This is a genomic window from Rhizobium tibeticum, from assembly GCF_900110205.1.
GTDB classification, from domain to species: Bacteria; Pseudomonadota; Alphaproteobacteria; order Rhizobiales; family Rhizobiaceae; genus Rhizobium; species Rhizobium tibeticum.
In genome coordinates this window covers 105,949-127,902 of the sequence record NZ_FOCV01000009.1, presented here as the reverse complement: position 1 = coordinate 127,902, position 21,954 = coordinate 105,949, and the positions used below count along the sequence as shown (strand labels likewise).

21 protein-coding genes are annotated in these 21,954 nt (G+C 61.2%); 7 read left to right on the top strand and 14 right to left on the bottom strand.

Features of this window, described 5'->3' with window-relative positions:
- The first annotated feature begins 36 nt into the window (after positions 1-36).
- Positions 37-909, top strand: coding sequence for a methylated-DNA--[protein]-cysteine S-methyltransferase (locus tag BSG20_RS12295; protein WP_072375516.1), 873 nt, complete (start codon positions 37-39; stop codon positions 907-909).
- Positions 910-924: 15 nt separating this feature from the next.
- Here the strand turns inward: BSG20_RS12295 and BSG20_RS12290 are convergent, their stop codons facing one another.
- Positions 925-1,905, bottom strand: coding sequence for a sugar-binding transcriptional regulator (locus BSG20_RS12290; RefSeq protein ID WP_072375514.1), 981 nt, complete (start codon positions 1,903-1,905; stop codon positions 925-927).
- Between the two features lie 395 nt (positions 1,906-2,300).
- Between BSG20_RS12290 and tal the strand changes: the two genes are divergently transcribed.
- Positions 2,301-3,266: a transaldolase gene (gene tal, locus BSG20_RS12285; RefSeq protein ID WP_072375674.1), complete on the top strand. Its 966-nt coding sequence runs from the start codon at positions 2,301-2,303 to the stop codon at positions 3,264-3,266.
- A gap of 259 nt (positions 3,267-3,525) precedes the next feature.
- On the opposite strand, the gene BSG20_RS12275 is transcribed toward tal, so the two are convergent.
- Positions 3,526-4,362: an amidohydrolase family protein gene (locus BSG20_RS12275; protein WP_072375508.1), complete on the bottom strand. Its 837-nt coding sequence runs from the start codon at positions 4,360-4,362 to the stop codon at positions 3,526-3,528.
- 212 nt (positions 4,363-4,574) lie between these two features.
- On the opposite strand from BSG20_RS12275, the gene BSG20_RS12270 reads away from it, so the two are divergent.
- The 3 genes from BSG20_RS12270 to BSG20_RS12260 all read left to right on the top strand — a co-directional run bounded on the left by BSG20_RS12270 (position 4,575) and on the right by BSG20_RS12260 (position 7,329).
- A complete protein-coding gene (locus BSG20_RS12270; protein ID WP_072375505.1) occupies positions 4,575-5,303 on the top strand; it encodes an SDR family oxidoreductase in 729 nt (242 codons plus the stop codon).
- A 101-nt stretch (positions 5,304-5,404) separates the two neighbouring features.
- A complete protein-coding gene (locus tag BSG20_RS12265) occupies positions 5,405-6,043 on the top strand; it encodes a DUF1345 domain-containing protein (RefSeq protein ID WP_420884116.1) in 639 nt (212 codons plus the stop codon).
- Between the two features lie 68 nt (positions 6,044-6,111).
- Positions 6,112-7,329, top strand: a complete 1,218-nt coding sequence (locus BSG20_RS12260; protein WP_244541319.1) for an adenylate/guanylate cyclase domain-containing protein — start codon at positions 6,112-6,114, stop codon at positions 7,327-7,329.
- Here the strand turns inward: BSG20_RS12260 and BSG20_RS12255 are convergent.
- From BSG20_RS12255 to BSG20_RS12220, 8 genes are all read right to left on the bottom strand, one after another.
- Positions 7,326-7,499, bottom strand: a complete 174-nt coding sequence (locus tag BSG20_RS12255) for a DUF1328 domain-containing protein (RefSeq protein WP_072375499.1) — start codon at positions 7,497-7,499, stop codon at positions 7,326-7,328. The two genes, BSG20_RS12260 and BSG20_RS12255, sit on opposite strands and share 4 nt — an antisense overlap.
- Before the next feature lie 150 nt (positions 7,500-7,649).
- Positions 7,650-8,141: an ester cyclase gene (locus tag BSG20_RS12250; RefSeq protein ID WP_072375495.1), complete on the bottom strand. Its 492-nt coding sequence runs from the start codon at positions 8,139-8,141 to the stop codon at positions 7,650-7,652.
- A gap of 58 nt (positions 8,142-8,199) precedes the next feature.
- Positions 8,200-9,627 (bottom strand): gamma-aminobutyraldehyde dehydrogenase, encoded by a 1,428-nt coding sequence (locus tag BSG20_RS12245; protein WP_072375492.1) that lies wholly within the window; start codon positions 9,625-9,627, stop codon positions 8,200-8,202.
- A 76-nt stretch (positions 9,628-9,703) separates the two neighbouring features.
- Entirely contained in the window at positions 9,704-10,519 is an 816-nt protein-coding gene (locus tag BSG20_RS12240; RefSeq protein ID WP_072375489.1) for an ABC transporter permease, read from the bottom strand.
- Complete coding sequence (locus tag BSG20_RS12235; protein ID WP_072375487.1) at positions 10,509-11,483, bottom strand: ABC transporter permease; 975 nt, start codon at positions 11,481-11,483, stop codon at positions 10,509-10,511. The genes BSG20_RS12240 and BSG20_RS12235 overlap by 11 nt, the downstream gene beginning before the upstream one ends.
- Entirely contained in the window at positions 11,480-12,466 is a 987-nt protein-coding gene (locus BSG20_RS12230) for an ABC transporter ATP-binding protein (RefSeq protein ID WP_072375484.1), read from the bottom strand. Before BSG20_RS12230 ends, BSG20_RS12235 begins: the two co-directional genes overlap by 4 nt.
- 197 nt (positions 12,467-12,663) lie before the next feature.
- A complete protein-coding gene (locus tag BSG20_RS12225) occupies positions 12,664-13,824 on the bottom strand; it encodes an ABC transporter substrate-binding protein (RefSeq protein ID WP_072375481.1) in 1,161 nt (386 codons plus the stop codon).
- A 131-nt stretch (positions 13,825-13,955) separates the two neighbouring features.
- The gene (locus BSG20_RS12220) at positions 13,956-14,864 is read right to left on the bottom strand and encodes a LysR family transcriptional regulator (protein ID WP_024314917.1); all 909 of its coding nucleotides are present in this window, start codon (positions 14,862-14,864) and stop codon (positions 13,956-13,958) included.
- A gap of 181 nt (positions 14,865-15,045) precedes the next feature.
- Here BSG20_RS12220 and BSG20_RS12215 point away from each other — a divergent pair, with 181 nt between their 5' ends.
- Positions 15,046-15,768: a hypothetical protein gene (locus BSG20_RS12215; protein ID WP_072375669.1), complete on the top strand. Its 723-nt coding sequence runs from the start codon at positions 15,046-15,048 to the stop codon at positions 15,766-15,768.
- A gap of 67 nt (positions 15,769-15,835) precedes the next feature.
- On the opposite strand, the gene lysS is transcribed toward BSG20_RS12215, so the two are convergent.
- From lysS to BSG20_RS12200, 3 genes are all read right to left on the bottom strand, one after another.
- Positions 15,836-17,380 (bottom strand): lysine--tRNA ligase, encoded by a 1,545-nt coding sequence (lysS, locus tag BSG20_RS12210; RefSeq protein ID WP_072375477.1) that lies wholly within the window; start codon positions 17,378-17,380, stop codon positions 15,836-15,838.
- 11 nt (positions 17,381-17,391) lie between these two features.
- A complete protein-coding gene (gene gltX / locus BSG20_RS12205; RefSeq protein WP_072375475.1) occupies positions 17,392-18,849 on the bottom strand; it encodes a glutamate--tRNA ligase in 1,458 nt (485 codons plus the stop codon).
- Positions 18,850-19,037: 188 nt separating this feature from the next.
- Positions 19,038-20,807, bottom strand: coding sequence for an SLC13 family permease (locus tag BSG20_RS12200; RefSeq protein WP_072375472.1), 1,770 nt, complete (start codon positions 20,805-20,807; stop codon positions 19,038-19,040).
- Between the two features lie 203 nt (positions 20,808-21,010).
- Here BSG20_RS12200 and BSG20_RS37340 point away from each other — a divergent pair, with 203 nt between their 5' ends.
- Positions 21,011-21,442 (top strand): hypothetical protein, encoded by a 432-nt coding sequence (locus BSG20_RS37340; protein WP_244541318.1) that lies wholly within the window; start codon positions 21,011-21,013, stop codon positions 21,440-21,442.
- Here BSG20_RS37340 and BSG20_RS12190 read toward each other — a convergent pair.
- The gene (locus BSG20_RS12190; protein ID WP_072375469.1) at positions 21,389-21,943 is read right to left on the bottom strand and encodes a TetR/AcrR family transcriptional regulator; all 555 of its coding nucleotides are present in this window, start codon (positions 21,941-21,943) and stop codon (positions 21,389-21,391) included. The genes BSG20_RS37340 and BSG20_RS12190 overlap by 54 nt on opposite strands.
- Positions 21,944-21,954 lie beyond the last annotated feature (11 nt).

Genomic DNA, 21,954 nt, shown 5'->3' with positions numbered 1-21,954 from the left:
TCACTTGACTATCTCCTTGGTACAAGGAGAAAGATCATGAATATGGTAGCCAAGCTGAACAACGACATCACGCCCGATGGCTCTGAGTACGAGACCGTACGCCAGGTGATCGAACTCATCACCGAGGACTATCGCGATCAGCCGTCTCTCGAAACGATTGCAGCGCGGCTGAGCCAATCGCCGACGCAGTTGCAGAAGACGTTTACGCGGTGGGCCGGCCTGTCGCCGAAGGCTTTCCTGCAGGCCGTCACGCTCGACCATGCAAAGCGGCTTCTGCGCGAAGAAGCGATGCCATTGCTGGAGACGTCGATCGAGGTCGGGCTTTCCGGCCCCAGCCGTCTGCACGATCTGTTCGTCACGCATGAGGCCATGTCACCTGGCGAATGGAAGGCCAAGGGCGGCGGGCTGACGATCCGCTACGGCTTCCATCCTTCGCCGTTCGGCGTTGCGCTCGTCATGGCGACGGACCGTGGCCTCGCGGGGCTTGCCTTCAGCGATCTCGGGGACGAGGCCGCTTGTCTTGATGACATGACATGCCGCTGGCCGAATGCGAGTTACGTCGAGGATGCCGAAGCAACGGCGCCCTATGCCGAGCGGGTATTCGAGCCCGGCCGCTGGTCGTCGGAGCAGCCGCTGCGCGTCGTGCTGATCGGCACCGACTTCCAGGTGGAGGTCTGGGAAAGTCTGTTGAAAATTCCCTTCGGCAGGGCCGTCACCTATAGCGATATCGCCAATGATATCGGCCGCCCGAAGGCGATGCGCGCGGTTGGTGCGGCGGTCGGTGCCAACCCGATTTCCTTCGTGGTCCCCTGCCATCGGGCAGTCGGCAAGGGCGGCGCCTTGACCGGCTATCACTGGGGCCTCACCCGTAAGCGGGCCATATTGGGCTGGGAAGCCGCCCACGCCTGAGGCTGGTTTCGGTTTTTATTGTGCCGCAAGGTCCAGCAGCACCTTGGCGGCACTTTCGTCGGTAATCAGCGTATTGCAGCCGATCCGCTTGATCGTGGCCCGAATTGCCACGGCGCGATGGGCGCCGCCCGATGACAGCACGATGTGCTTTGCTTTTTTCAGCGTGTCGAGATCCACCGACATGACACGGCTGTTGATCGAGTGATCGATCGTATTGCCGTCCTTGTCGAGGAAGTTGAACATGGTGTCGCAGACGCAGCCGGCGTCGATCAGCTGCTGCAACTCGGCCTTCGAGATCCAGCCTTCCGACAAGGACGTGGAATGCGGCCCGATGTCGCCGCAGCTGACGATCGCGAGATCCAGCGTTTCCGCCAGGCGATAGATCGTGTCCAGCCCGCATTTTTCGACAAGGTTTCGCTTCGTCTCGGTCGAATCCACAAGCAGCGGCGCGAGGAACATGTAGCACTCCGCACCGAGCTGGCTCGCCAGGCGCCAGGTGTAGTCGATCGGGTTCGTCTGGTGGACGGCGACGACGCCGCCGAGCAGGGAGACGACCTTGCAATTGTCGCGCCGAGGCGGCCGAAAACTGGACAGCGATGCAGTCATGGTGCGGCCCCAGCCGACGCCGATGGTGTAATCGTCGGGAATGGCCTCGGAGAGAAACTGTCCAAGCGCAAGCCCGACGCTCTTGGCCAGCGAGTTGGCGTCGGGGTGTGCCGGTGCGGGGACGACGATCGCCTCGTCGAGGCCGTAAGCGCGCTCGAGTTTGACCGACAGTTCGACGCAGTCGCCAATCGAGTCGTTGATCCAGATCTGCACTTCGCTGCGCTTCATCGCCTCGTCGAGCAGGCGAATAACAGTCGTGCGGCTGATGCCGAGCTGTTCTGCGACGTGCTTCTGGGTCAGGCCCTGATTGTAATAGAGCCAGGCGGCACGCAGCCTGAGAGAGGATGCCTCAGAATAAGTCGTGTGCGTGCCGCGTTTGAGCTTGACCACATCTCCTCCGGAGCAAATTGCGCCCTAGTTTTACGATTAAGCCAGGACGGGTTGGTATTTTGCCCGATAATGACGGGTGTGACACTTATGTCAATTGAAATGCACAAATGTCCTTGACATATCTAGGGAGGAATGACGATAGTCGCCCGCGAAGAAGTCGCTTCTGTGCGTCCGAGGAGGTAATGTGCAGGCAAGCGGGAAGTCCCTATCGGCCTTTGGCGGTCGAGGCGTGACGGCTTCTCGCAGGGACGACGCAGTTGCCGCCTAGCTTTGCGGCTCGTTTGGAAAAGACGGGCGCAATCTGATGCGCAGCATGCAGGCTGCCAATTCGTAGATCATTTTTGCCGGGCGAGATTCGCATCGGCTCGCAGCTCAAGTCAAAAGGACCAGTGACCATGACATCCAAGCTTGACCAACTCCGCGAGATCACCACGGTCGTTGCCGATACCGGTGACATCGAAGCCGTTGCCCGTCTGAAACCCGTCGATTGCACGACGAACCCAAGCATCGTCCTGAAGGCACTCGGTACGCCGATGTTTGCAGATACGGTCAAGGAAGCCGTTTCCTGGGGCAAAAAGCAGGGCGGCAATCCAGAGGCCGTTTCCGTGGCCGTTGCCGATCGTCTGGCGATTTCCGTCGGCGCTGCACTTGTGAAGCTCGTTCCGGGCCGGGTGTCGACCGAAGTCGATGCGGACCTCTCCTTCGATACCGAAGCGTCGCTTGCCAAGGCACGTTCCATCATCGCGGCCTACAAGGAACGCGGCATCGAGCGCGACCGCATCCTCATCAAGCTGGCTTCCACCTGGGAAGGCATCCGCGCTGCCGAAATCCTGCAGAAGGAAGGCATCGACTGCAACCTGACGCTTCTCTTCTCGAAGGCCCAGGCCGTTGCATGCGCCGACGCCAAGGTGTTCCTGATCTCGCCCTTCGTCGGCCGCATTCTCGACTGGTACAAGAAATCGATGGGCAAGGAATTCACGCCTGAGGAAGATCCGGGCGTCATCTCCGTCCGTGACATCTACAATTATTACAAGGCCAACGACATCAAGACGATCGTCATGGGTGCATCGTTCCGCAGCGCTGGTGAAATCGAGGCGCTGGCCGGTTGCGATCGCCTGACGATCGCCCCGAACCTGCTTGACGAACTCTCCAACGATCAGGGCAAGCTCGAGCGCAAGCTGTCGCCTGACGTGACGAAGCCGGCCCCGAAGATCGCGATCGACGAGAAGACCTTCCGCTGGATGATGAACGAAGACGCCATGGCGACCGAAAAGCTCGCTGAGGGCATCCGCGCTTTCGCTAAGGATCTCGGCACGCTGCGCGCCATGGTCCAGAAGGAACTGCAGCTCGCAGCCGCCTGAGGCTTTCGAGCATTGGATTTTGAGAAGGGCGGGGCCGATGGCGCTGCCCTCTTTCTCTTTGTTGATAGCGGTCGCTTCAAGTTTGGTGCGGATCCTCCCGTCACCCTCATTGCTGTGCTTGTCATGGGACTCCAGCCGCGGCGCGTCTGCGTCGTGAAAAGAACCTTTTCTCAAGGACTTGAACGCGCTGGATCGCCGCCTCGAGGATGAGCGAGGCTGACTTGTCAGCGGTTTGAAGTGGCACTGCCCTCTTTGGTTTTCACATCGGCCAGATGCGTTTCGCGTTTGCCTGGTAGAGCTTGTCGCGCTCCTGCGCGCTGCAGCCCGATGTCAACGCGTGCGTTGCGGCGACCCAAGGCGTGAGGCCGCCGCCGAGCGTGCAGACCGGCCAATCGCTACCCCAGACGACGCGATCCCAGCCGAAGCTCTCGATCGTATGCTCGACATAGGGACGCAGACTGTCGACCGACCAGTTTTCGAGATCGCCATAGGCGATGACGCCAGAGATCTTGGCGGTCACATTCGGGCGTCGGGAAAACTCGCCGATGCCGTTGCGCCAGACATCGTTCATTCCGTCTTTGATCGGCGGATTGGCGCAATGGTCGAGAATGAAGCAAACATCCGGGCAATGATCGACGAGTGCGAGAACCGTTTCGAATTGGTAGGGCAAGACGCAGAGGTCGAAACTCATGCGGGTGGCCGATAGCCGCCTGATGTTCTCGCGAAACAGCGGCCGTGCTGCTGTATCGTCGGCAGCCACATGCAGCACGCGGCGGAAACCCTTCACGAAGGGATCGTCGAGCGAACGTTCGAGATAGTCCGCAAACCCTTCTTCCTCCGGTCGACAGGCGGCAATGACGCCGCGCACGAGGCTGCCCGGGCGACGGCTGATTTCCCTGACATAATTGGTCTCGTCGTCGATGCGCGCGGGGGCGACGTCCACTTCCATGTGCAGGACATTGGAGATCCCGCAGCGCAGCGCATCCCGCGCATAGTCGTCGTAGAGGTTGTCCTGGTTGAGATCACCCGCGCCGGAGAGCCAGGGATAGTCGAGCGCCTGCCGATCGACGATATGCAGGTGAGTATCGAAAAGCATGCGGTTCCTCCCATTCATGCCATGCTGTCTGCCGCCGAGCTGCGGCATCTGGGGTGGCGCCTCGGTATCAGAGATTACCCGTGCCCGTTGCCTCTAAATTGACTAGGGTTTCTCCAGCGAGCGAAGTGTGCGTTATAAGGTTGACGCCAATTTGAATATATTGTTTGCATATGAATGAATGCGCCGCAAGCGCTGGGATTTTGGGAGGATGCATGAGCCACGGTCTGGAAGGCAAGAAAGTCGTCATTACGGCGGCAGGTCAGGGTATCGGTCGAGCGAGCGCCGAGCGCTTCCTTTTGCTCGGCGCGCATGTCTATGCGACCGATATCAATGAGACGCTTTCCACGCTTGAGGGCGCAGAAAAGCATACCCTCAATGTGCTCGATAGCGACGCCGTTCGCTCCTTCGCGACGGAGATCGGTCCGATCGACGTTCTCTTCAATTGCGCCGGCTTCGTTCATGCAGGCTCGATCTTGGAATGCGAGGAGAAGGACTGGGACTTCTCCTTCAACCTGAACGCAAGGGCGATGTATACGACCTGCCGCACCTTTCTTCCCGGCATGCTGGAGAAGGGTAAGGGGTCAATCGTCAACATGGCGTCGGTCGCCTCCAGTGTGAAAGGCGTGCCCAATCGCTTCGCCTACGGCGCGTCGAAGGCGGCCGTGATCGGGCTCACCAAGTCGATCGCCTCTGACTTTGTTGCCAAAGGCATCCGCGCCAATGCGATCTGCCCCGGCACTGTGGACAGTCCGTCGTTGCACGATCGTCTGCGTGCGACCGGCGACTACGAGAAGGCGCTGAAGGATTTCATCGCCCGCCAGCCGATGGGGCGGATTGCAACGCCAGAGGAGATTGCTGCTCTCGTGACCTATCTCGCCGGCGACGAATCCGGCTTCACGACAGGTCAGATCCATGTCGTCGACGGTGGCTGGACCGGCTGAGATCGTATTGCTCCCGCTGCCATCAAGCTGATATCAACGACGATCTCGCACGGGCGGAGCGTTCAATGGCGGAAGACGCAAAGGACCGGGAAAGCCGGGTCATGGGGCAAGTGCGACGGCATTTGGTGTTCGTCGTCGCCGTGGCCGCCGGGCTGGTGACGTTCCTGCTGGTGACCAGCCGCCAGGTCAACCCGCAGAACCTGATCTTCGGCTGGAACGTCGGCGCAATCGTGTTTACCGCGCTCACCTGGCGCCGGATGTTGCGCGCGAGCGTTGCCAGCATCCGCAGGCGGGCGGAGGATCTTGACTTTTCAGACGTCTTCCTGCTGGCGCTGTCGATCCTGGCGGCGCTCGCCAGCATCGCCGGCATCGCACTGGAGCTTCATACAGCCAAGGAAGCTGTGGCAGGCGAAGCACTCGTACGAGCGCTTGGTGCAATCGCCACGATTCTAATCTCCTGGGCATTCCTGCATACCTTGTTCACGGTACACTATGCACATCGCTTCTATGGCGGAGAGGACAAGGGGGAAGGGCTGAAGTTTCCGGAAGGCAATGACGAGCCGGTCTATTGGGACTTCCTCTATTACTCGTTCACCATCGGCGTGGCATCGCAGACGGCCGACGTCGCGACGACATCGGTGACCATGCGCAAGCTGACGCTCCTGCATTCCATCCTGTCGTTCCTGTTCAATACGACGATCCTGGCGCTTGCCATCAATGTCGGTGCGAGCCTCCTCTAACCCCTTTGGCTGCGTGGAGGGGCACACGGATCTGATGTATGAAGCAATCTCCTTCTCCAGAGGTTGCTATGATGGAAGCGTTGCTGCGTGAGAGATTGTTGACACTTGCTGGCTGCGACGATGCCCGCCTCAGCGATCTCGAGCGCTTACAGATCATCGGCCCCGGACATGCCGGCTATGCCGCAAGCGATGTCAGCCGGCTCCAATTGATTCTTGCCCTGCAGGATGCCGGCATCGGCCTTGATGTGCTGGCGGAAGGTTTGAAGCGGCAGATCTTTTCTCTGGAGTTCGCCAATCAGCTGATGTTCGAGCCGGTGATGATGACCGAGGCATTGGTTTTGGCTGAGATGACGGCAGGCCAACTCGATCTCGACATGCTCAATGGCGTCAGGGCATGCGCCAGTCTGCCGCCGCTTTCGGTGGATCAGCCGCTTCGCGAGGACGATGTAGAATTCATCCGGCTTTTGACGGAGTGCATACAGCTTGGTGCCTCCGTTGCAGGCGTGGAGCGGGTGTTGCGCGTCTTCGGTCATTCGGTTCGCCGCTGCGTCGACACGATGCGCGACCTCTTCCGCGCCGAGGTCGAGGAGCCCATGCTGAATGCGGGCCTGAGCTATCGCCATCTTCTGGAGATTTCCGCCGCAAAGCGGCTGTCGCTGCAGCGGGTCGGTTTCCGAATGCTCTTCCTGCTACAGCGGCGGATGCTGGAGGAGGCGGTTTTCGACAACATCGTCGGGAGGCTGCAGGATGCTCTGCGCGAGCACGGCCTGGAACCTGGTGACGAGGAGAGCCTGCCGGCCGTGGCCTTCGCCGATCTCTCCGGTTTCACCGGGCTGACGCATGAGATCGGGGACGTTTCCGCCGCCGAGAAGGCCGCACGCTTTGAAGCAATCGCGCAACGTCTTTCGTGCGCGTTCGACGGACGGATCGTCAAGCCGCTGGGGGATGGGGTGATGATGCTGTTCCCGGATGCGGCTTCGGCGGTGCAAGCATCGTTGTCGCTGGTGGAGCAAAGCCATTTGGATGAGTTGCCGCCTGCGCGGGTCGGCGTGGCTACGGGACAGGTGGTGCCGCGTGACGGCGATATCTTCGGAAGGACGGTTAATCTCGCGGCGCGTGTTTCTTCCGTCGCAGGGCCTTCGCAGACCCTCGTCTGCCTCAATACGCGTGCTGCCGCCGAAGCGGCAGCACGCGGTCTTGCCTTCCAGGGTCTGGGAGCAGTGTCCCTGAAAGGCTTCAAGGAACCGGTGCCTCTTTTCGCCGCTCAACGCCTGGCAGCGGGCTAAAGCACCGCACTGCCAGCCAACAGCGCGAGGACGAGGAAGATCAGGAAGATTACCAGCGCAATGCCGAACAGAACCCGCGCGATCGTTGCCGTTGCCGTTGAGACGCCGGAAAAACCGAGGAAGCCGGCGACCAGGGACACAACGAAAAATATGAGAGCCCATTTGAGCATGGATGATTTCCTCCGTGTTCTACGTCACGATGACGCGGGGCAAAGAGAATTGTTCCATGTCCGATGGCCCACAATTGGTATGGCCCTCAGGCGCCAGTGCTTCGCGCAGGCAAGTTTGCCACGTCGGCAGGCACGCGGCGAGGCAGTCTGCTACATCAGGCCCAGTTGCTTGTAGAAGCCAAGGGCGTCGTAGTAGTCGGACTGTTGCTTGATCGCTCCCTTCTCGATGACGAAGACCGAGGCGCCGTCGAACGAGAAGGACTTGTTGGTGGCGGCCGTCCCATCCGCCCAGACACCGCTGTTCGTTCCTGTGAAGGTCCACGCGAACGAGACCTTGTTTCCACTGACGATCGGATCGCCGCGCATCATCCATTTCAAGTCGGGCACGGCGGTCATGACGTTGTCGATCACGGCAGCCTTGGCTTCGGCCTTGCCGACTGTCGGCTTGCCGACGGATGCGTCGTAATAACTCACCTTCTCGTCGAAATAAGAGGCGGCCTTGGCGGCGTCATGGGCGTTCCATGCAGCCAGATACTGCACGATCGCCAGCGGCGTCTGGTCGGCAGCATAAGCCGGCATTCCGGCAAGGGCCGAGGCGAGACAGATGCCGCCGAGGGCGGCAAGAATGGCACGGCGTTTCATGCAGGCTCCCCTTTGCATGTTGTTTGGGTAGCTGCCGGGCCGTAAGGCCCGGCGCAGGTCAGCCGTGATTGATCATCACGTGCCGGACGGCGGTGTAGTCTTCCAGTGCGTAGACCGACATGTCCTTGCCGTAGCCGGACTGCTTCAAGCCGCCATGCGGCATCTCGTTGATGAGCATGAAGTGGGTGTTGATCCAGGTGCAGCCATACTGCAGGCGGGCGGCCGTCTTCATGCCGCGGCTGATGTCTTTGGTCCAGACCGACGAGGCGAGGCCGTAATCGCTGTCGTTCGCCCAGGTGACAGCATCCTCGACATCGCTGAAGCGGGTGACCGAGACAACCGGACCGAAGACCTCGCGGCGAACGATTTCGTCGTCCTGCATGGCGCCGGCGATGACCGTCGGCGCGAAGAAAAAGCCCTTCTCGCCCGATGACTTGCCGCCCGTCGTGACCTCCATGTGCTTGTGCTCGGCAGCCCGGGTGACGAAACTTTCGACACGGTCGCGCTGGCGCTTGGAGATCAGCGGGCCGATCTCGTTTTCGGTGTCGTCGGCCTGATTGAACCTGATCGAGGAGACGGCCGAGGAGAGGTCGGCGACGAACTTGTCGTAGACCCTGGCGTCGGCATAGATGCGGCAGGCGGCGGTGCAGTCCTGGCCGGCGTTGTAATAGCCGAAGGTGCGGATGCCTGCGACGACGGCATCGATATCGGCGTCGTCGAAGACGATGACCGGCGCCTTGCCGCCCAGCTCCAGATGCGTGCGCTTGACGGTCTTGGCAGCAGCCTGCAACACCTTCTTGCCGGTGGCGATATCGCCGGTGATCGAGACCATGCCGATCTTCGGATGGTTGATCAGGGCATTGCCGACGCTCTCGCCGCGGCCGAGGATGACGTTGACGACGCCCTCGGGCAGGATATCGGCGAGGAGCCTCGCCATCTTCAACGCCGTCAGCGGCGTCTGCTCGGAGGGTTTGAAGACGACGGTGTTGCCGCCGGCGATGGCCGGAGCGAGCTTCCAGGCCATCATCATCAGCGGGTAGTTCCACGGCGCGATCGAGCCGACAATACCGACCGGGTCACGGCGGATCATCGAGGTGTGGTTCGGCAGATACTCTCCGGCGACCGGTCCATGCAGGTTGCGCACGGCGCCGGCGAAGAAGCGATAACAATCGACGATCGCCGGGATTTCGTCATTGAGCACGGCGTTGATCGGCTTGCCGCAGTTCAGCGCTTCCAGCGTTGCAAAGCCCTGCGCGTCCTTCTCGATCGCATCGGCGATCTTCAGGAGGTAGCCGGAACGTTCCCCCGGTGTCGTCTGCGACCAGCTCCTGAACGCGCTGTCCGCGGCATCGACGGCGGCGTCGATCTGGCCAATCGAGGCTTCCGGCAGGTCAAGCACTGTCTCGCCCGTCTTCGGGTTCAGGATGTGCTCTTCCGTTTCCGTGCCCGCTTCGAAGCGGGATCCAATCAGCATCGCGGTGTCCATGGTGTTCTCCCTTGTTGTTGGTCGAGTGGGATGTGGGCGGAAAACCGCTTCACACTTTTCCGCATCCCACTCTGGGTTATTTGCCGGCCCCGGCGACCTGATCGCCGTCGCGGGTGAGGTAGTAGGCTGCCAGGATCGGCAGGAAAGTGACGAGCACGACGACCATTGCGACCACATTCGTGACCGGGCGCTGGCGCGGACGGATGAGTTCTTCGAGCATCCAGATCGGCAGCGTCGATTGCTGACCGCCGGTGAAGGTGGTCACGATCACCTCGTCGAACGACAGCGCGAAGGCAAGCATGCCGCCGGCGAGCAGCGCCGTGCCGATATTGGGCAAGATGACATGGCGGAAGGTCTGGAAGCCGTCAGCGCCAAGGTCCATCGACGCCTCGATCAGCGAGCCGGAGGTGCGGCGGAAGCGGGCGACGGCGTTGTTGTAGACGACAACGACGCAGAAGGTCGCGTGGCCGAGGACGATCGTCCAGACCGAGAAGGGGATGTCGAACAGGCTAAAGGCCGAGCGCAGCGCAATGCCGGTGATGATGCCGGGCAGCGCGATCGGCAGGATGACGAGGAGTGAGATCGCTTCACGACCGAAGAACTTCGTCTGGCTGATGGCGGCGGCGCAAAGCGTTCCGAGTACCAGAGCGATGGCGGTGGCAACACAGGCCACCTGCACGGAGAGGCCGAGCGCGGACCAGACATCGGGACGGTTCCATGCAACGGCGAACCATTGGGTCGTCAGACCCGGCGGCGGCCACTGATAACTCCTCTCCTCGGTGGTGAAGGCGTAGACGAAGATCAACAGGATCGGCAGATGCAGGAAGAGCAGGCCACCGGCGGCGGCGATCTTCAGAAGCAGTGGTGAACGCTGTGAACGGTCAGAGCGCATCGAAGGCCCCCTGTTTCTTGGCTAGCCAGAGATAGATGGCCATGATGACGATCGGAACGACGGAGAAGGCGGCCGCGAGCGGGACGTTGCCGGCGGTACCCTGCTGGGCATAGACCGCCTGGCCGATGAAAAGGCGCGACGAGCCGATGATCTGCGGAATGATGTAATCGCCCAAGGTCAGCGAGAAGGTGAAGATCGAGCCGGCAACGATGCCGGGCAGCGCCAGCGGGAACAGCACGGTGCGGAAGGTCTGGCTCGGGGTTGCACCGAGATCGGCGGAGGCTTCGATGAGGTTGGCCTGGACACGCTCGAGTGCGGCCTGCGTCGGCAGGATCATGTAGGGCAGCCAGACATAGACGAAGACGAGGAAGGTGCCGAGATAGCTGACCGACAGCGAATTGCCGCCGATGACGGGCAGGTTGAGGACACCGTCGAGCAGCCAGGAAAGCTGCAGCTTGGCGAAGATCCAGGTGAGAATGCCTTCCTTGGCGAGGATGAGTTTCCAGGCATAGATTTTCACGAGGTAGCTCGACCAAAGCGGCAGCATGATACCGAGATAGAAGAGCGCCTTCCATTTGCCTTGCGCATAGCGGGCGGCATAGTAGGCGATGGGGAAGGCGACGACGGCGGAGGCCAGCGTCACCAAAGCCGCCATGACGATGGTGCGGATGATGATGTCGAAGTTCGTCGGGCTGAGGAGCTGCGCATAGGTCGCGAGCGTGAACTCGTAGTTCACCAGGCCCGAGAAATCGTCGATCGAGAAGAAGCTCTGCAGTAGCAGTGCGATCAGCGAGCCGATGTAGATGATGCCGAGCCACAGAAGTGGCGGCGTCAGCATCAGCAAGAGCAGCAGCTTCGGATGCCGCCAGAAGGCATCGGAGAGCTGTCCGAAGAAACCGCCGCGGCCGGGCAGGATCGAGGTTTCCCGCAGCTCGGCCGGCTTGGTGAGGGCAAGCGCTGTCATGCTGCATCATCCATGTAGTGCACGTCGAAGGGCTGCCAGACGAGACGGACGCTCGTGCCGACATCCGGCACGTTGGTGCCGGCCGGCAGCATGACGTGCAGGCGGGTGCCGCGGATATCGACCGAGAGGCGGGTTGCGGCGCCAAGGAAGCTTGCATTCTGGACGCGCGCCTCGACGCCGTCGCCAGCGAGATGGATCGCTTCCGGGCGCAGGCTCGCCCAACGCTTCTCGCCGCCGAGCGAAGTCATCAGCTCGGGCGCGATGACATTCGAGGAGCCAACGAAATCGGCGACGAAGCGGGTCTTCGGGCGGCTATAGATGTCGTGCGGCGTGCCCTCCTGGACGATGCCGCCGTTGTTGAAGACGGCGACGCGGTCTGCCATCGACAGGGCCTCGCCCTGGTCATGGGTGACGAAGACGAAGGTGATGCCGAGCGCGCGCTGCAGGCTCTTCAGCTCTTCTTGCATCTGCTCGCGCAGCTTCAGATCGAGGGCGCCGAGCGGTTCGTCGAGGAGAAGGACCTTCGGCTTGTTGACGAGGGCGCGGGCGAGCGCGACGCGCTGGCGCTGGCCGCCGGAAAGCTGTCCGGGCTTGCGGGCGCCATAGCCGGGAAGCTTCACCAGCTCCAGCGCCTGCTCTGCAGCCTTGGTGCGCTCCGCCTTACCGATGCCCTTGACCATCAGCCCGTAGGCGACGTTGTCGAGGATGTTGAGATGCGGGAAGAGCGCGTAGTCCTGGAAGACGGTGTTGACGTTGCGGCGATAAGGCGGAATGCCCTCGGCCGTCTCGCCGAAGATTTCGATGTGGCCGTCCGTCGGCTGCTCGAAGCCTGCAATCAGGCGCAGGCAGGTCGTCTTGCCGGATCCGGAAGGGCCAAGCATGGCGAAGAATTCGCCCGGCGCGATTTCGAGATTGACGCCATCGACGGCGCGAACCTGCCCGAAATGGCGTGAGACCTTTTGGAAACGGACAGCGGGGGTCATTGTAAACTCCGGGATTGTGTCTGATGTCTCGTCTTCCCCGCGGGAAGGCGGTGGCCAAAAGGCTTCGACGAGGGGACAAATCGGCTTTCCGTCGTCGCGCAGCGCTCGGACGTCCGCTCTTGTCTTCGGTTGCCCCCTCGTCTGCCCCTCAAAGGGCGTCTTCTCCGCTTACGGAGAAAGAGAGGTTGCGGGCGAGATTATCGTCCGCCGATCACGCCGATATAGTCGGAGACCCAACGGTGATACGGCACGCACTCGCCCTGCGTCGTGCACTTGGCCGTCGGCGTTCTCCAGAACTTGATCTTGTCGAAATGATCATAACCGTTCGTTGCGCAACCTTCATCGGTTAGCAGTTCGTTGCCCTTGCAGGCCGCGGGAACCGAAGGTACGGCGCCGAACCAGGCAGCGGCATCGCCCTGGACCTTGGCCTGGAGCGAATGTTCCATCCACATGTAGGCGCAGTTCGGATGCTCGCTGTCGACATGCAGCATGGTCGTATCGGCCCAGCCCGTCGCCCCTTCTTCCGGGAAGGTTGAGGCAATCTTCTGCTTGTCAGCCTGCATCAGGTTGACCTGGAACGGCCAGGAGCCGGAGGCCACGACGCCCTCGTTCTTGAAGTCGTCGATCTGGATCATTGCGTCGTGCCAGTAGCGCGAAACGAGCTTGCGCTGGCCGCGCAGCAGGTCGAGGGCCGCCTTGTACTGATCCTCGTTCAGCTCATAGGGATCCTTGATGCCGAGTTCCGGCTTGTGCGCCATCAGGTAGAGCGCGGCATCGGCAACGTAGATCGGACCGTCATAGGCTTGGACGCGACCCTTGTTGGACTTGCCGTCCGGAAGGGTCTCTTCCTCGAAAACGACCTTCCAGCTGGTCGGTGCCTTCCCCTTGAAGGCATCGGTGTTATACATCAGCACGTTCGGCCCCCAAAGGTAGGGAACGCCGTAGTGGACGTCGTTGACCGTGTACCAGGGGCCCTTCTGCAGGCGCGGATCGACGTTCTTGAAGCTCGGGATGAGGTCGGTATTGATCGGCTGCACACGCTTGCCGGCGATCAGGCGAAGCGATGCGTCGCCGGAGGCAGTGACGAGATCGAAGCCGCCTTCGTTCATCAGCGAGACCATTTCGTCAGAGGTCGCCGCCGTCTTGACGGAAACCTTGCAGCCGGTTTCCTTCTCGAAGGCAGTGACCCAGTCGTAGCTCTTGTCGCTTTCGCCACGCTCGATGTAACCCGCCCAGGCTACGATGCTGACCGCACCCTCACCGTTGCCCAGCGCCTTCAGCGGCTCTGCGGCGGCAACCTGCGTCACGAAGCTCAGGCTCGCGAGGGCAGCGGTGCACGATTTCAGAAGATATTTCATCGTCTGTCTCCCGGTTGTGCCACTTTTCGTGGCGTTATGTTCCCGGTTGAAAAGGTGCGACGAATTTTCCGGTTTCGCAAATTCATTTATCAGAAAGCCGATATCGGAATTTCCGATATCGTAACGAATCGTCAGCGAGGCCGGCCGGATCGCAGCGCTTCGGCGATGCCGACGAAGTCGCGCGCGGCTTGCGGCAGACTGGAGCCCTTGCGCCAGACCATGCCGACCTGGACGACCGGCAGCGAGCCGGACACGTCGCGGCTCTCGATGCGATCGCCTTCCAGCGACCAAGGGCGATAGACGAGATCGGGTAGCAGCGCCACGCCGGCGCCGGTGGCGACCAGACTGCGGACCGCTTCCACGGAGCGGGTGCGGAAGGCAACATGCGGACGCGCGCCGAGCGCCGACAGCAGCTTGCCGGTGTTTTCCTCGATTTCGTCGACAGTCAGCATAATCAGCGGTTCGCGGGCGATGTCGGCGACGGAAATGATGTCGGCAGAGACGAGCGGATGGCCCATGGGCAGCCACAGCCGGTAGGGCGAGGTTTCCAGGATTTCCGCCTGCAGGGCCATGCGGTCGCGCAGGTTGGAGATGACCATGACCGCCACATCCAACTCGCCGCCGACCAGCAGGTGTTCAAGATAGCCGCCATTGTCCTCGATGGCACTGACTTCGACGCCCGGGCAGGCGCGGCGATAGCGCGCCAGGAGATCGGAGAGGACATAGCCGGCGACGAGCGAGGTGACGCCGATGTTAAGCGTTCCGGAAATCTCGTTCTGCTTGCCGGAAAAGCTGGTGCGAGCATCTGTGACGCTCGCCAGGATCTTCGTCGCATGGCGCAGGAACTGGTGGCCGTTGTGGGTGATCGTCAGGCCGCGTGGATGGCGTTCGAAAAGCTCGACGCCGAGGTCGGTTTCCAGCTCCTTCAGGGCTTCCGTAACCGAGGATTGCGAGATCGAAAGGTTCTGCGCGGCACGCGTCACGGAGCCCTGTTCGGCGACGGCAACGAAATACTGAATCTGGCGAAGGGTGAAGGCCATGCGCCGTTAGAGCATGGCCGCAAGGACGTTGGCAAGCATCGGGAAAGCTTGGACCTTTTTTGGTGCTAATCCCATACTGGCGCAAACTTGGAGGGCTCGTTTAAGTATTCAGAAACGTCATTTCTCTAGCGTTGAAACCACTCGTATTGCGTTGGAGCTTGTCAATGGCGGAGCAGTTGGCGTGAAGGCCCTACTGCGCATCTTCCGGCCTTCCCGGAAATTGGTGTTTATCATCGCTGGCGTCGCCCTTCTCGGGGGCGTCTCCGGCGGTGCCGCGCTTTTTATCGGCAAACACAGGATCCTTGGCCTTTCCGCGGAAACAATGAATGGTCTCTCCTGCACCGACGTCAATCTCGTCACCATCAAGAAGCAGGACCGGGTCTGGGTCCGCAAATATATCAAGACCGAGCCGACCGATGGCATGACGCGGGTCAAGACCGCGCTTCGGGTGGCCAAGGCGATCTACGATGCGCAGAAGCCTGATCTGGTGCAGGTCGTCGTCCTCGATACCAATGGGCCGACGCTGCGATCCGACATTCGCGGCCGGGCGATCGGCGCCGACGTCGTCTACATACCGCATCCCGACGCCGTTCTCGAAAGCGCGCAGGCCAGGACCTACACGGCCCGCTATTACGACGGGTCGGCTGCCGCCAACGGGCTGTTCTTCGGCGAACGCGTCGATTTGCCCGAAGACGAAATCACCGCCCTGAACGCATCCTTCAAGGAATACTCCGACTGTATCGATCCGATCGCCGTCGCTGCCACGAAGGGTGGCGAAGGCGAGAGCAAGGGCGAGAAGGCGGAAGAGGGGAAGGAAGAAAAGCCGGCCGAGGGCGGCGGGCATGGTGCAACGCCTGCTGAACAACCTGCGGCCGAAGAAGCGGCACCGGCTGCCGGTCACTGACGGTTCGAAAGAAAAAGGCGGCGAGCCCATCGGGCGGCCGCCTTTTCTCTATTCAACTGTGCCTGTTTCAGTCAGCCTTGCTACGGCGAGCCGGAAAAAGGATGACGTCGCGGATCGACGGGGCGTTGGTCAAGAGCATGATCAGGCGGTCGACGCCGATACCGAGGCCGCCGGCCGGCGGCATGCCCTGGTCGATCGCATCGAGGAATTCGTCGTCCAGCTGCTTTTCCTTTTCACCGCGGGCATGTGCCTGCTCCAGCTGCTCGACCATGCGGCGGCGCTGCTCTTCCGGATCGTTGAGCTCCGAGAAGGCGTTGCCGAGTTCCCAGGCGTTGCAGTAGGTCTCGAAGCGCTCGACGAGGCGCGGCTCGCCCGGCACTTCCTTGGCAAAGGGCGAGATGTCCTTCGGGAAATGCGTGACATGCGATGGCTGAATGAGCGTCGCCTCGACCTTCTCCTCGAAGATGAAGGCAAGGCATTCGCCCCAGGTCCAGTCCTTCTCGACCGGAAAGCCGGCAGCCTTGGCGGCAGCGCGAGCTTCCTCGTCGGTCTTGAGGCTGAGGAAGTCGATGCCGGTCACTTGCTTGACGGCGTCGGGCATCGGTACACGCTTGAACGGGCCCTTGAACGAGATCGTCTTGTCACCGAAGGGGAACTCCGTCGTCCCGTGGATCGATAGCGCCAGGCTTTCGAACAGCCGCTCGACGAGGTCCATGATGTCCTCGTAGTCGGCATAGGCCCAGTAGCACTCCATCATGGTGAATTCAGGATTGTGCCGGGTCGAGACGCCTTCATTGCGGAAGTTGCGGTTGATCTCGAACACCTTGTCGGTAAGGCCCGAAACCAGCGTGCGCTTCAAGAACAGCTCCGGCGCGATGCGCAGGTACATGTCGAGCTTCAGCGTGTTGTGGTGCGTCTTGAACGGCTCGGCGGTGGCACCGCCATAGACGGAGTGCAGCATCGGTGTTTCGACTTCCATGAAGCCGTCATTTTCCATGAAGCGACGGATGCCGGAGACAATCTTCGAACGCTGCTGAAAGCGCAGTTTCGACTCTTCGTTGGTCATGATGTCGAGGTGGCGCTTGCGATAGCGCGCCTCGATGTCGGTGAGGCCATGCCACTTCTCAGGCATCGGCAGCAGCGACTTGGTCAGCATTTCGATCTTCTGGGCGTTGATCGTGAGTTCGCCGCGCTTGGTGCGACGCACGAGGCCGGTGACGCCGATGATGTCGCCGATGTCGATCATCGGCAGCAGGGCGCGGGCGTCTTCCGGCGTGGTGTCCTTGTGGCTGAAGATCTGAATCTTGCCGCCGGCATCATGGATATCCATGAACATGCCGGAGTTGCGCGAGGAATAGACGCGGCCGGCAACGGTCACGATGTCCTGCGTCTCGACGTCGGCTTCGAGGTCCTTGTACTTCTCGACCAACTCCGCATTGGTGATGGTGCGGTGGAAATGCGCCGGATAGACGTCGCCGATCTGCTCGCGCAGCAGCTCGAGCTTCTGGGCGCGCACTTGAGTGACGTCTGAAGATAAGCCAGTGGATTTGAGCGTATCATCTTGTTCGATGACGTTTTCCGTTGCTGTGGGCTTTTCGTTTTTATCAGTCATGTTTCTAGCCTTCAGTTCTTCGGGCCGACGAGTGACGCCACGGCCTGCGACGCCAGTTTCAACCGCTGACGCACGACCGAGCGGCCGAGGATCGCCATCGAGTCAAATAGCGGCAGCGAGCGCGACGAGCCGGAGACGGCGACGAAGAGCGGCGCCACGACGACCTTCAGCTTCTTGCCCATGCGATCGGCAATAGCGCGCAGTTCGGCCTCGATGGTCTCGACGTTCCATTCGAGGATCTTTTCGAGGTCCGGCTGGACGGTGTTGAGGATCTCGAGGATCTCTTCCGGCGGCGACTTGATCTTGGCGAAGGCCGACGGGTCGAGACCGAGATCGGACTTCAGCAGGAAGCCTGCGAGATCGGGAAGTTCGCCGAGCTTGGAGATACGCGACTGCGACAGGCGCAGGCCGGCCTTCAGCCTATCGTTTTCCATCGCCCAATCAAGCACGCGGGTCTGGAATTCTTCTTCCGACAGCTTCTCACGGATCCAGCGACCGTTCAGCCAATCGAGCTTCTGGATGTCGAAGATCGCGCCGGCCTTGGAAAGGTTGTCCGGATCGAATTTCTCGGAGAGCTCGTCCATCGTCAGCAGCTCTTCGCCTTCGGCGATCTGCACGAAGAAAAGGCCGAGGAAGTTCATCAGCGCTTCGGGGATGTAGCCGAGAGCGGAGTAGTAGGAGATCGAGGTCGGGTTCTTGCGCTTTGACAGCTTCGACTTGTCGGCATTGCGCATCAGCGACAGGTGCATGAAGACCGGTGCTTCCCAGTCGAAGTAGCGATAAAGCAGGATGTGTTTCGGCACCGAGGCCAGCCACTCTTCGCCGCGAGCGACGTGGGTGATCTTCATCAGGTGGTCGTCGATGACGTTCGCCATGTGATAGGTGGGCATGCCGTCGCCCTTGATCAGCACCTGCATGTCGACCGAGTCCCACGGAATGCTGACATCGCCGTAGACGCCGTCGGTGAAGTCGCAGGACCCTTCCGCCGGGATCTTCATGCGGATGACGGAGCTTTCGCCAGCTGTCATCTTGGAGGTAACTTCCTCGGCGGTGAGCTTCAGGCAGAGACCATCATATTTCGGCGCCTTGCCGGCGGCGCGCTGCTCTTCGCGCATCTTTTCCAGCCGCTGGGGCGTGCAGAAACAGCGGAAGGCATGGCCTTTGTCCAACAGCTCCTGGCCGTAGGGCGTGTAGATTTCCTTGCGGTCCGATTGGCGGTAGGGACCATAGGGACCGCCGACGTCCGGGCCTTCCTTCCACTCGAGCCCGCACCATTTCAGCGCGTCCAGCACCTTCTTTTCGAATTCCGGGGTCGAGCGCGTCGCATCGGTGTCTTCGATGCGCAGGATGAACTCGCCGCCGTTCTTCTTGGCGAAAAGATAGTTGAAGAGAGCGATGTAAGCAGTGCCGACATGCGGCTCGCCGGTCGGCGAGGGAGCAATGCGGACGCGGACGCCGGAAGCTGTCATTTTATGTGCCCGTCAAATGATGCCGGACGGCTTTCTTGAGAAAGCGACGTTCGGCCGGAAAGAATGCAGATAACTGGATCAGGAAACCGGCCGGAAAAGGGCACTGCCCCTGTTCGTCGCCGATTGCCCATTTGGCTGGCCTTAAGGCCATATTCGACCGCGCGCGTCAAGGAAAATGGGCAATAGCGTCAGTGAACTGGCCAGACATGGAGCAGTGCGGGCACGCTGACGAGGACGATGATGAAGGACAACGGCAGGCCGAGGCGGGGGTAATCGCTGAAGCGATAACCGCCGGGCCCGAAAACCAGCGTGTTGCACTGATGGCCGATCGGCGTCAGGAAATCGCAACCGGCGCCGATGGCGACCGCCATCAGGAAGGCCTCGGGTCTATAGCCGAGTGCTTGGGCAAAGCTCGCCGCAATCGGCGCCATGACCAGGACCGTCGCCGCATTGTTGAGAAACGGTGTCACCGCCATGGCGGTGATGAGGATCAGCGCCAATGCGCCGAAGGGCGGCATCTGGGCCGCAAAGTGCCCGAGCCATCCGGCGATCAGATCGCTGCCACCGGACGTTCGCAGTGTGTCGGAGACAGGGATCAAAGCTGCAAGCATGATCAGGATCGGTCCGTCCACGGCCTTGTAGACCTCGGCGAGCGGAATCGCCCGGAAGACGACCATCGCCAGTGCGGCGCAGAAGAAGGCGACCGAGACCGGGACCATTCCGGCTGCCGTCACGGCCATCGCGGCCGCGAGGATCAGCAGCGGCACATAGGCCCTGCGCGGCGTGCCAAGCATGATGTCGCGCTGCGCCAAAGGAAGGCAGGAGAATTCCTGCAGGAAGGCCGGCAGGTTTCGGCGGCTGCCCTGCAAAACAAGAACATCGCCGGCGCGCAGTGTCACTTCGCTCAGCCGCTCCGTCAGCCGGTGGCCATGGCGGCTGACGGCAAGCAGGTTGATCCGACGGCGGTTCCACAGTGAGAGCTGGCGTGCAGACCAGCCGATCAACATGGATTCCGATGAGATGACCGCTTCGATTGAGGTCACGTCTCCTTCGGCTTTTGCTTCGGGAATCGGCTTGCCGGAAAGCTTGAGCTTGGCATTGGAAACGACGCGGTCCAGCGCTTCCGGGCGTCCCTCCAGCAGGATTGTATCTCCTGCCTTTAGAAGGATGTCAGGGAATGGCGAGAGACGCGAATGTCCGCGCAGGATCGCAGTTGCGACCACTTCTCCATCGCCGAGCTGCAGGATCCCGTTCAGCTCCTTGCCTTCAAAGCTCGAGCCCTCCACCACGGTTGCTTCGGAGAAGTAGTTCTTGAAATCCAGCGCTTCCTCCAGCGACGGATTCTCGTTCTGCCGCTCGGGAACGAGCCGGTGGAAGAAAATCAGGAAGACGATTCCGACCAGAGTGAGCGTCGCGCCGACGGGCGTAAAGTCGAACATGGTGAACGGCGCCCCGGTAATTTCGCCGCGAAGGCGCGAGACCACGATGTTCGGCGAGGTGCCGATCTGGGTCATCAGCCCGCCGAGAAGGGCAGCAAAGCTCATGGGCATCAGGTAGAGCGATGGCGATCTCCCGGTTTTGCGGGCAAACTGGAAAGCGACCGGGATCATGATCGCAAGTGCGCCGATGTTCTTGATGAAGGCGGAAAGAACCGCGACGACAATAAGAAGCAGGGCAAGCTGCGCATGCAGCTTGTTCAGGTTGGGGAAGAAGCGCTTGATCGTCGTATCGACGATTCCCGAGCGCGCGACGCCGGCGCTGACGATGAGCGCACTGCCGACGATGATGACGATGTCATCGCTGAAACCCGAAAATGCCTTGTCGAAAGGGACGATGCCGACCGCCACCGCCAGGACGAGAGAACAACAGGCGACCACGTCATAGCGGAACCGATCCCAGATGAAGACTGCCATCATCAGGCCGATGACGCCAAAGGCGAGGATCTGATGCGTTGTCATGCTCTTCCGGAAACAGAGACTGGGCGGCAGAAAACTCCTGAAGGATAACTGTGCCGCGCCGGCGGCTATTCAATCCCGCTGCGCCAGCAAAACTCTCTGCGTGCAAGTGGGCGCCGTGGTCCGTCGTCCAGGACGCGGGACGATGGCCGTCAAGACGCGAATGTCCCATCGATGGAGGTCATCTCGAGTTAAACCGCTCTCAAGTGTTGGCCCCGACGGACTGGGCGACTACTACAGCAAAGTTTTACCGCCGGGCGTGCCGCCTTGATCGGCGGCAATGTCCCGGTTCGCTGCGCCGCGACCCTTTCGAAAAGGCCCAGCACGATTCCAATACTTATAACGACTGGTTCCTCGACCGTGCCTTCGTCCTTGTGCCGATCCAGGGGTTGGCGGCGCAGTTGACGACCATGAAGGAGTATCCGCCACGTCAGATGCCTGGCTCGTTCAACCTCGGCAAGATCGAGGAGGGGTTCAGACAGTCTGGCGGCAATGGACCGCAACCATCGCCGGCGATCGCCCCCTCCGGCCATGGCCGATGGCCGGTGATGGTTCAGCGGCTTGAGCACCGCCCACCGCAAGGGCTAACGATTGCTGCCGATTATGCGGATCGTTTCTGCGAGGATCTCGTCGGATAATGCCTCGTCATCGACCGCGCGTGCCATGACGAGGGCGCCGACGAGGCTTGAGAGATCGGCAATCGCCTTGCCGCGATCAGCCTTGCCGCCGGTTTTTTCCTGCAGTGCCTCGACCTGTCCTATGCGCTTCCTGATGTAGCTGGCGATTACACCGCGCTTGCCGCTTGGCAGACGCGCAAGTTCGGGGCCGAGCGACGCCACCGTGCAGCCATTCTCGGTTTCGTCTCGATGCGCCTTTGACAGGTAGGTCTCTGCGAGGGCCGCGAGCGAGGGGTAATCCTGCTCCGATCTCAGGCTTTCGTCCATGGCGTGGCTCAGGGCCTCCGCGGCGAGGTCGCCCTTCGATTTGAAGTGGCCGTAGAAGCCGCCATGCGTCAGTCCGGCGCCCTTCATGACGTCGTCGACGCCGACGGCATGAATCCCCTTCTCGCGAAACAGCTTGCCGGCCGTGTCGATGATCCGCTGGCGGTTTTGATTTGCCTGTTCCTTGGTCGGGCGCATGTTAGGCTCTC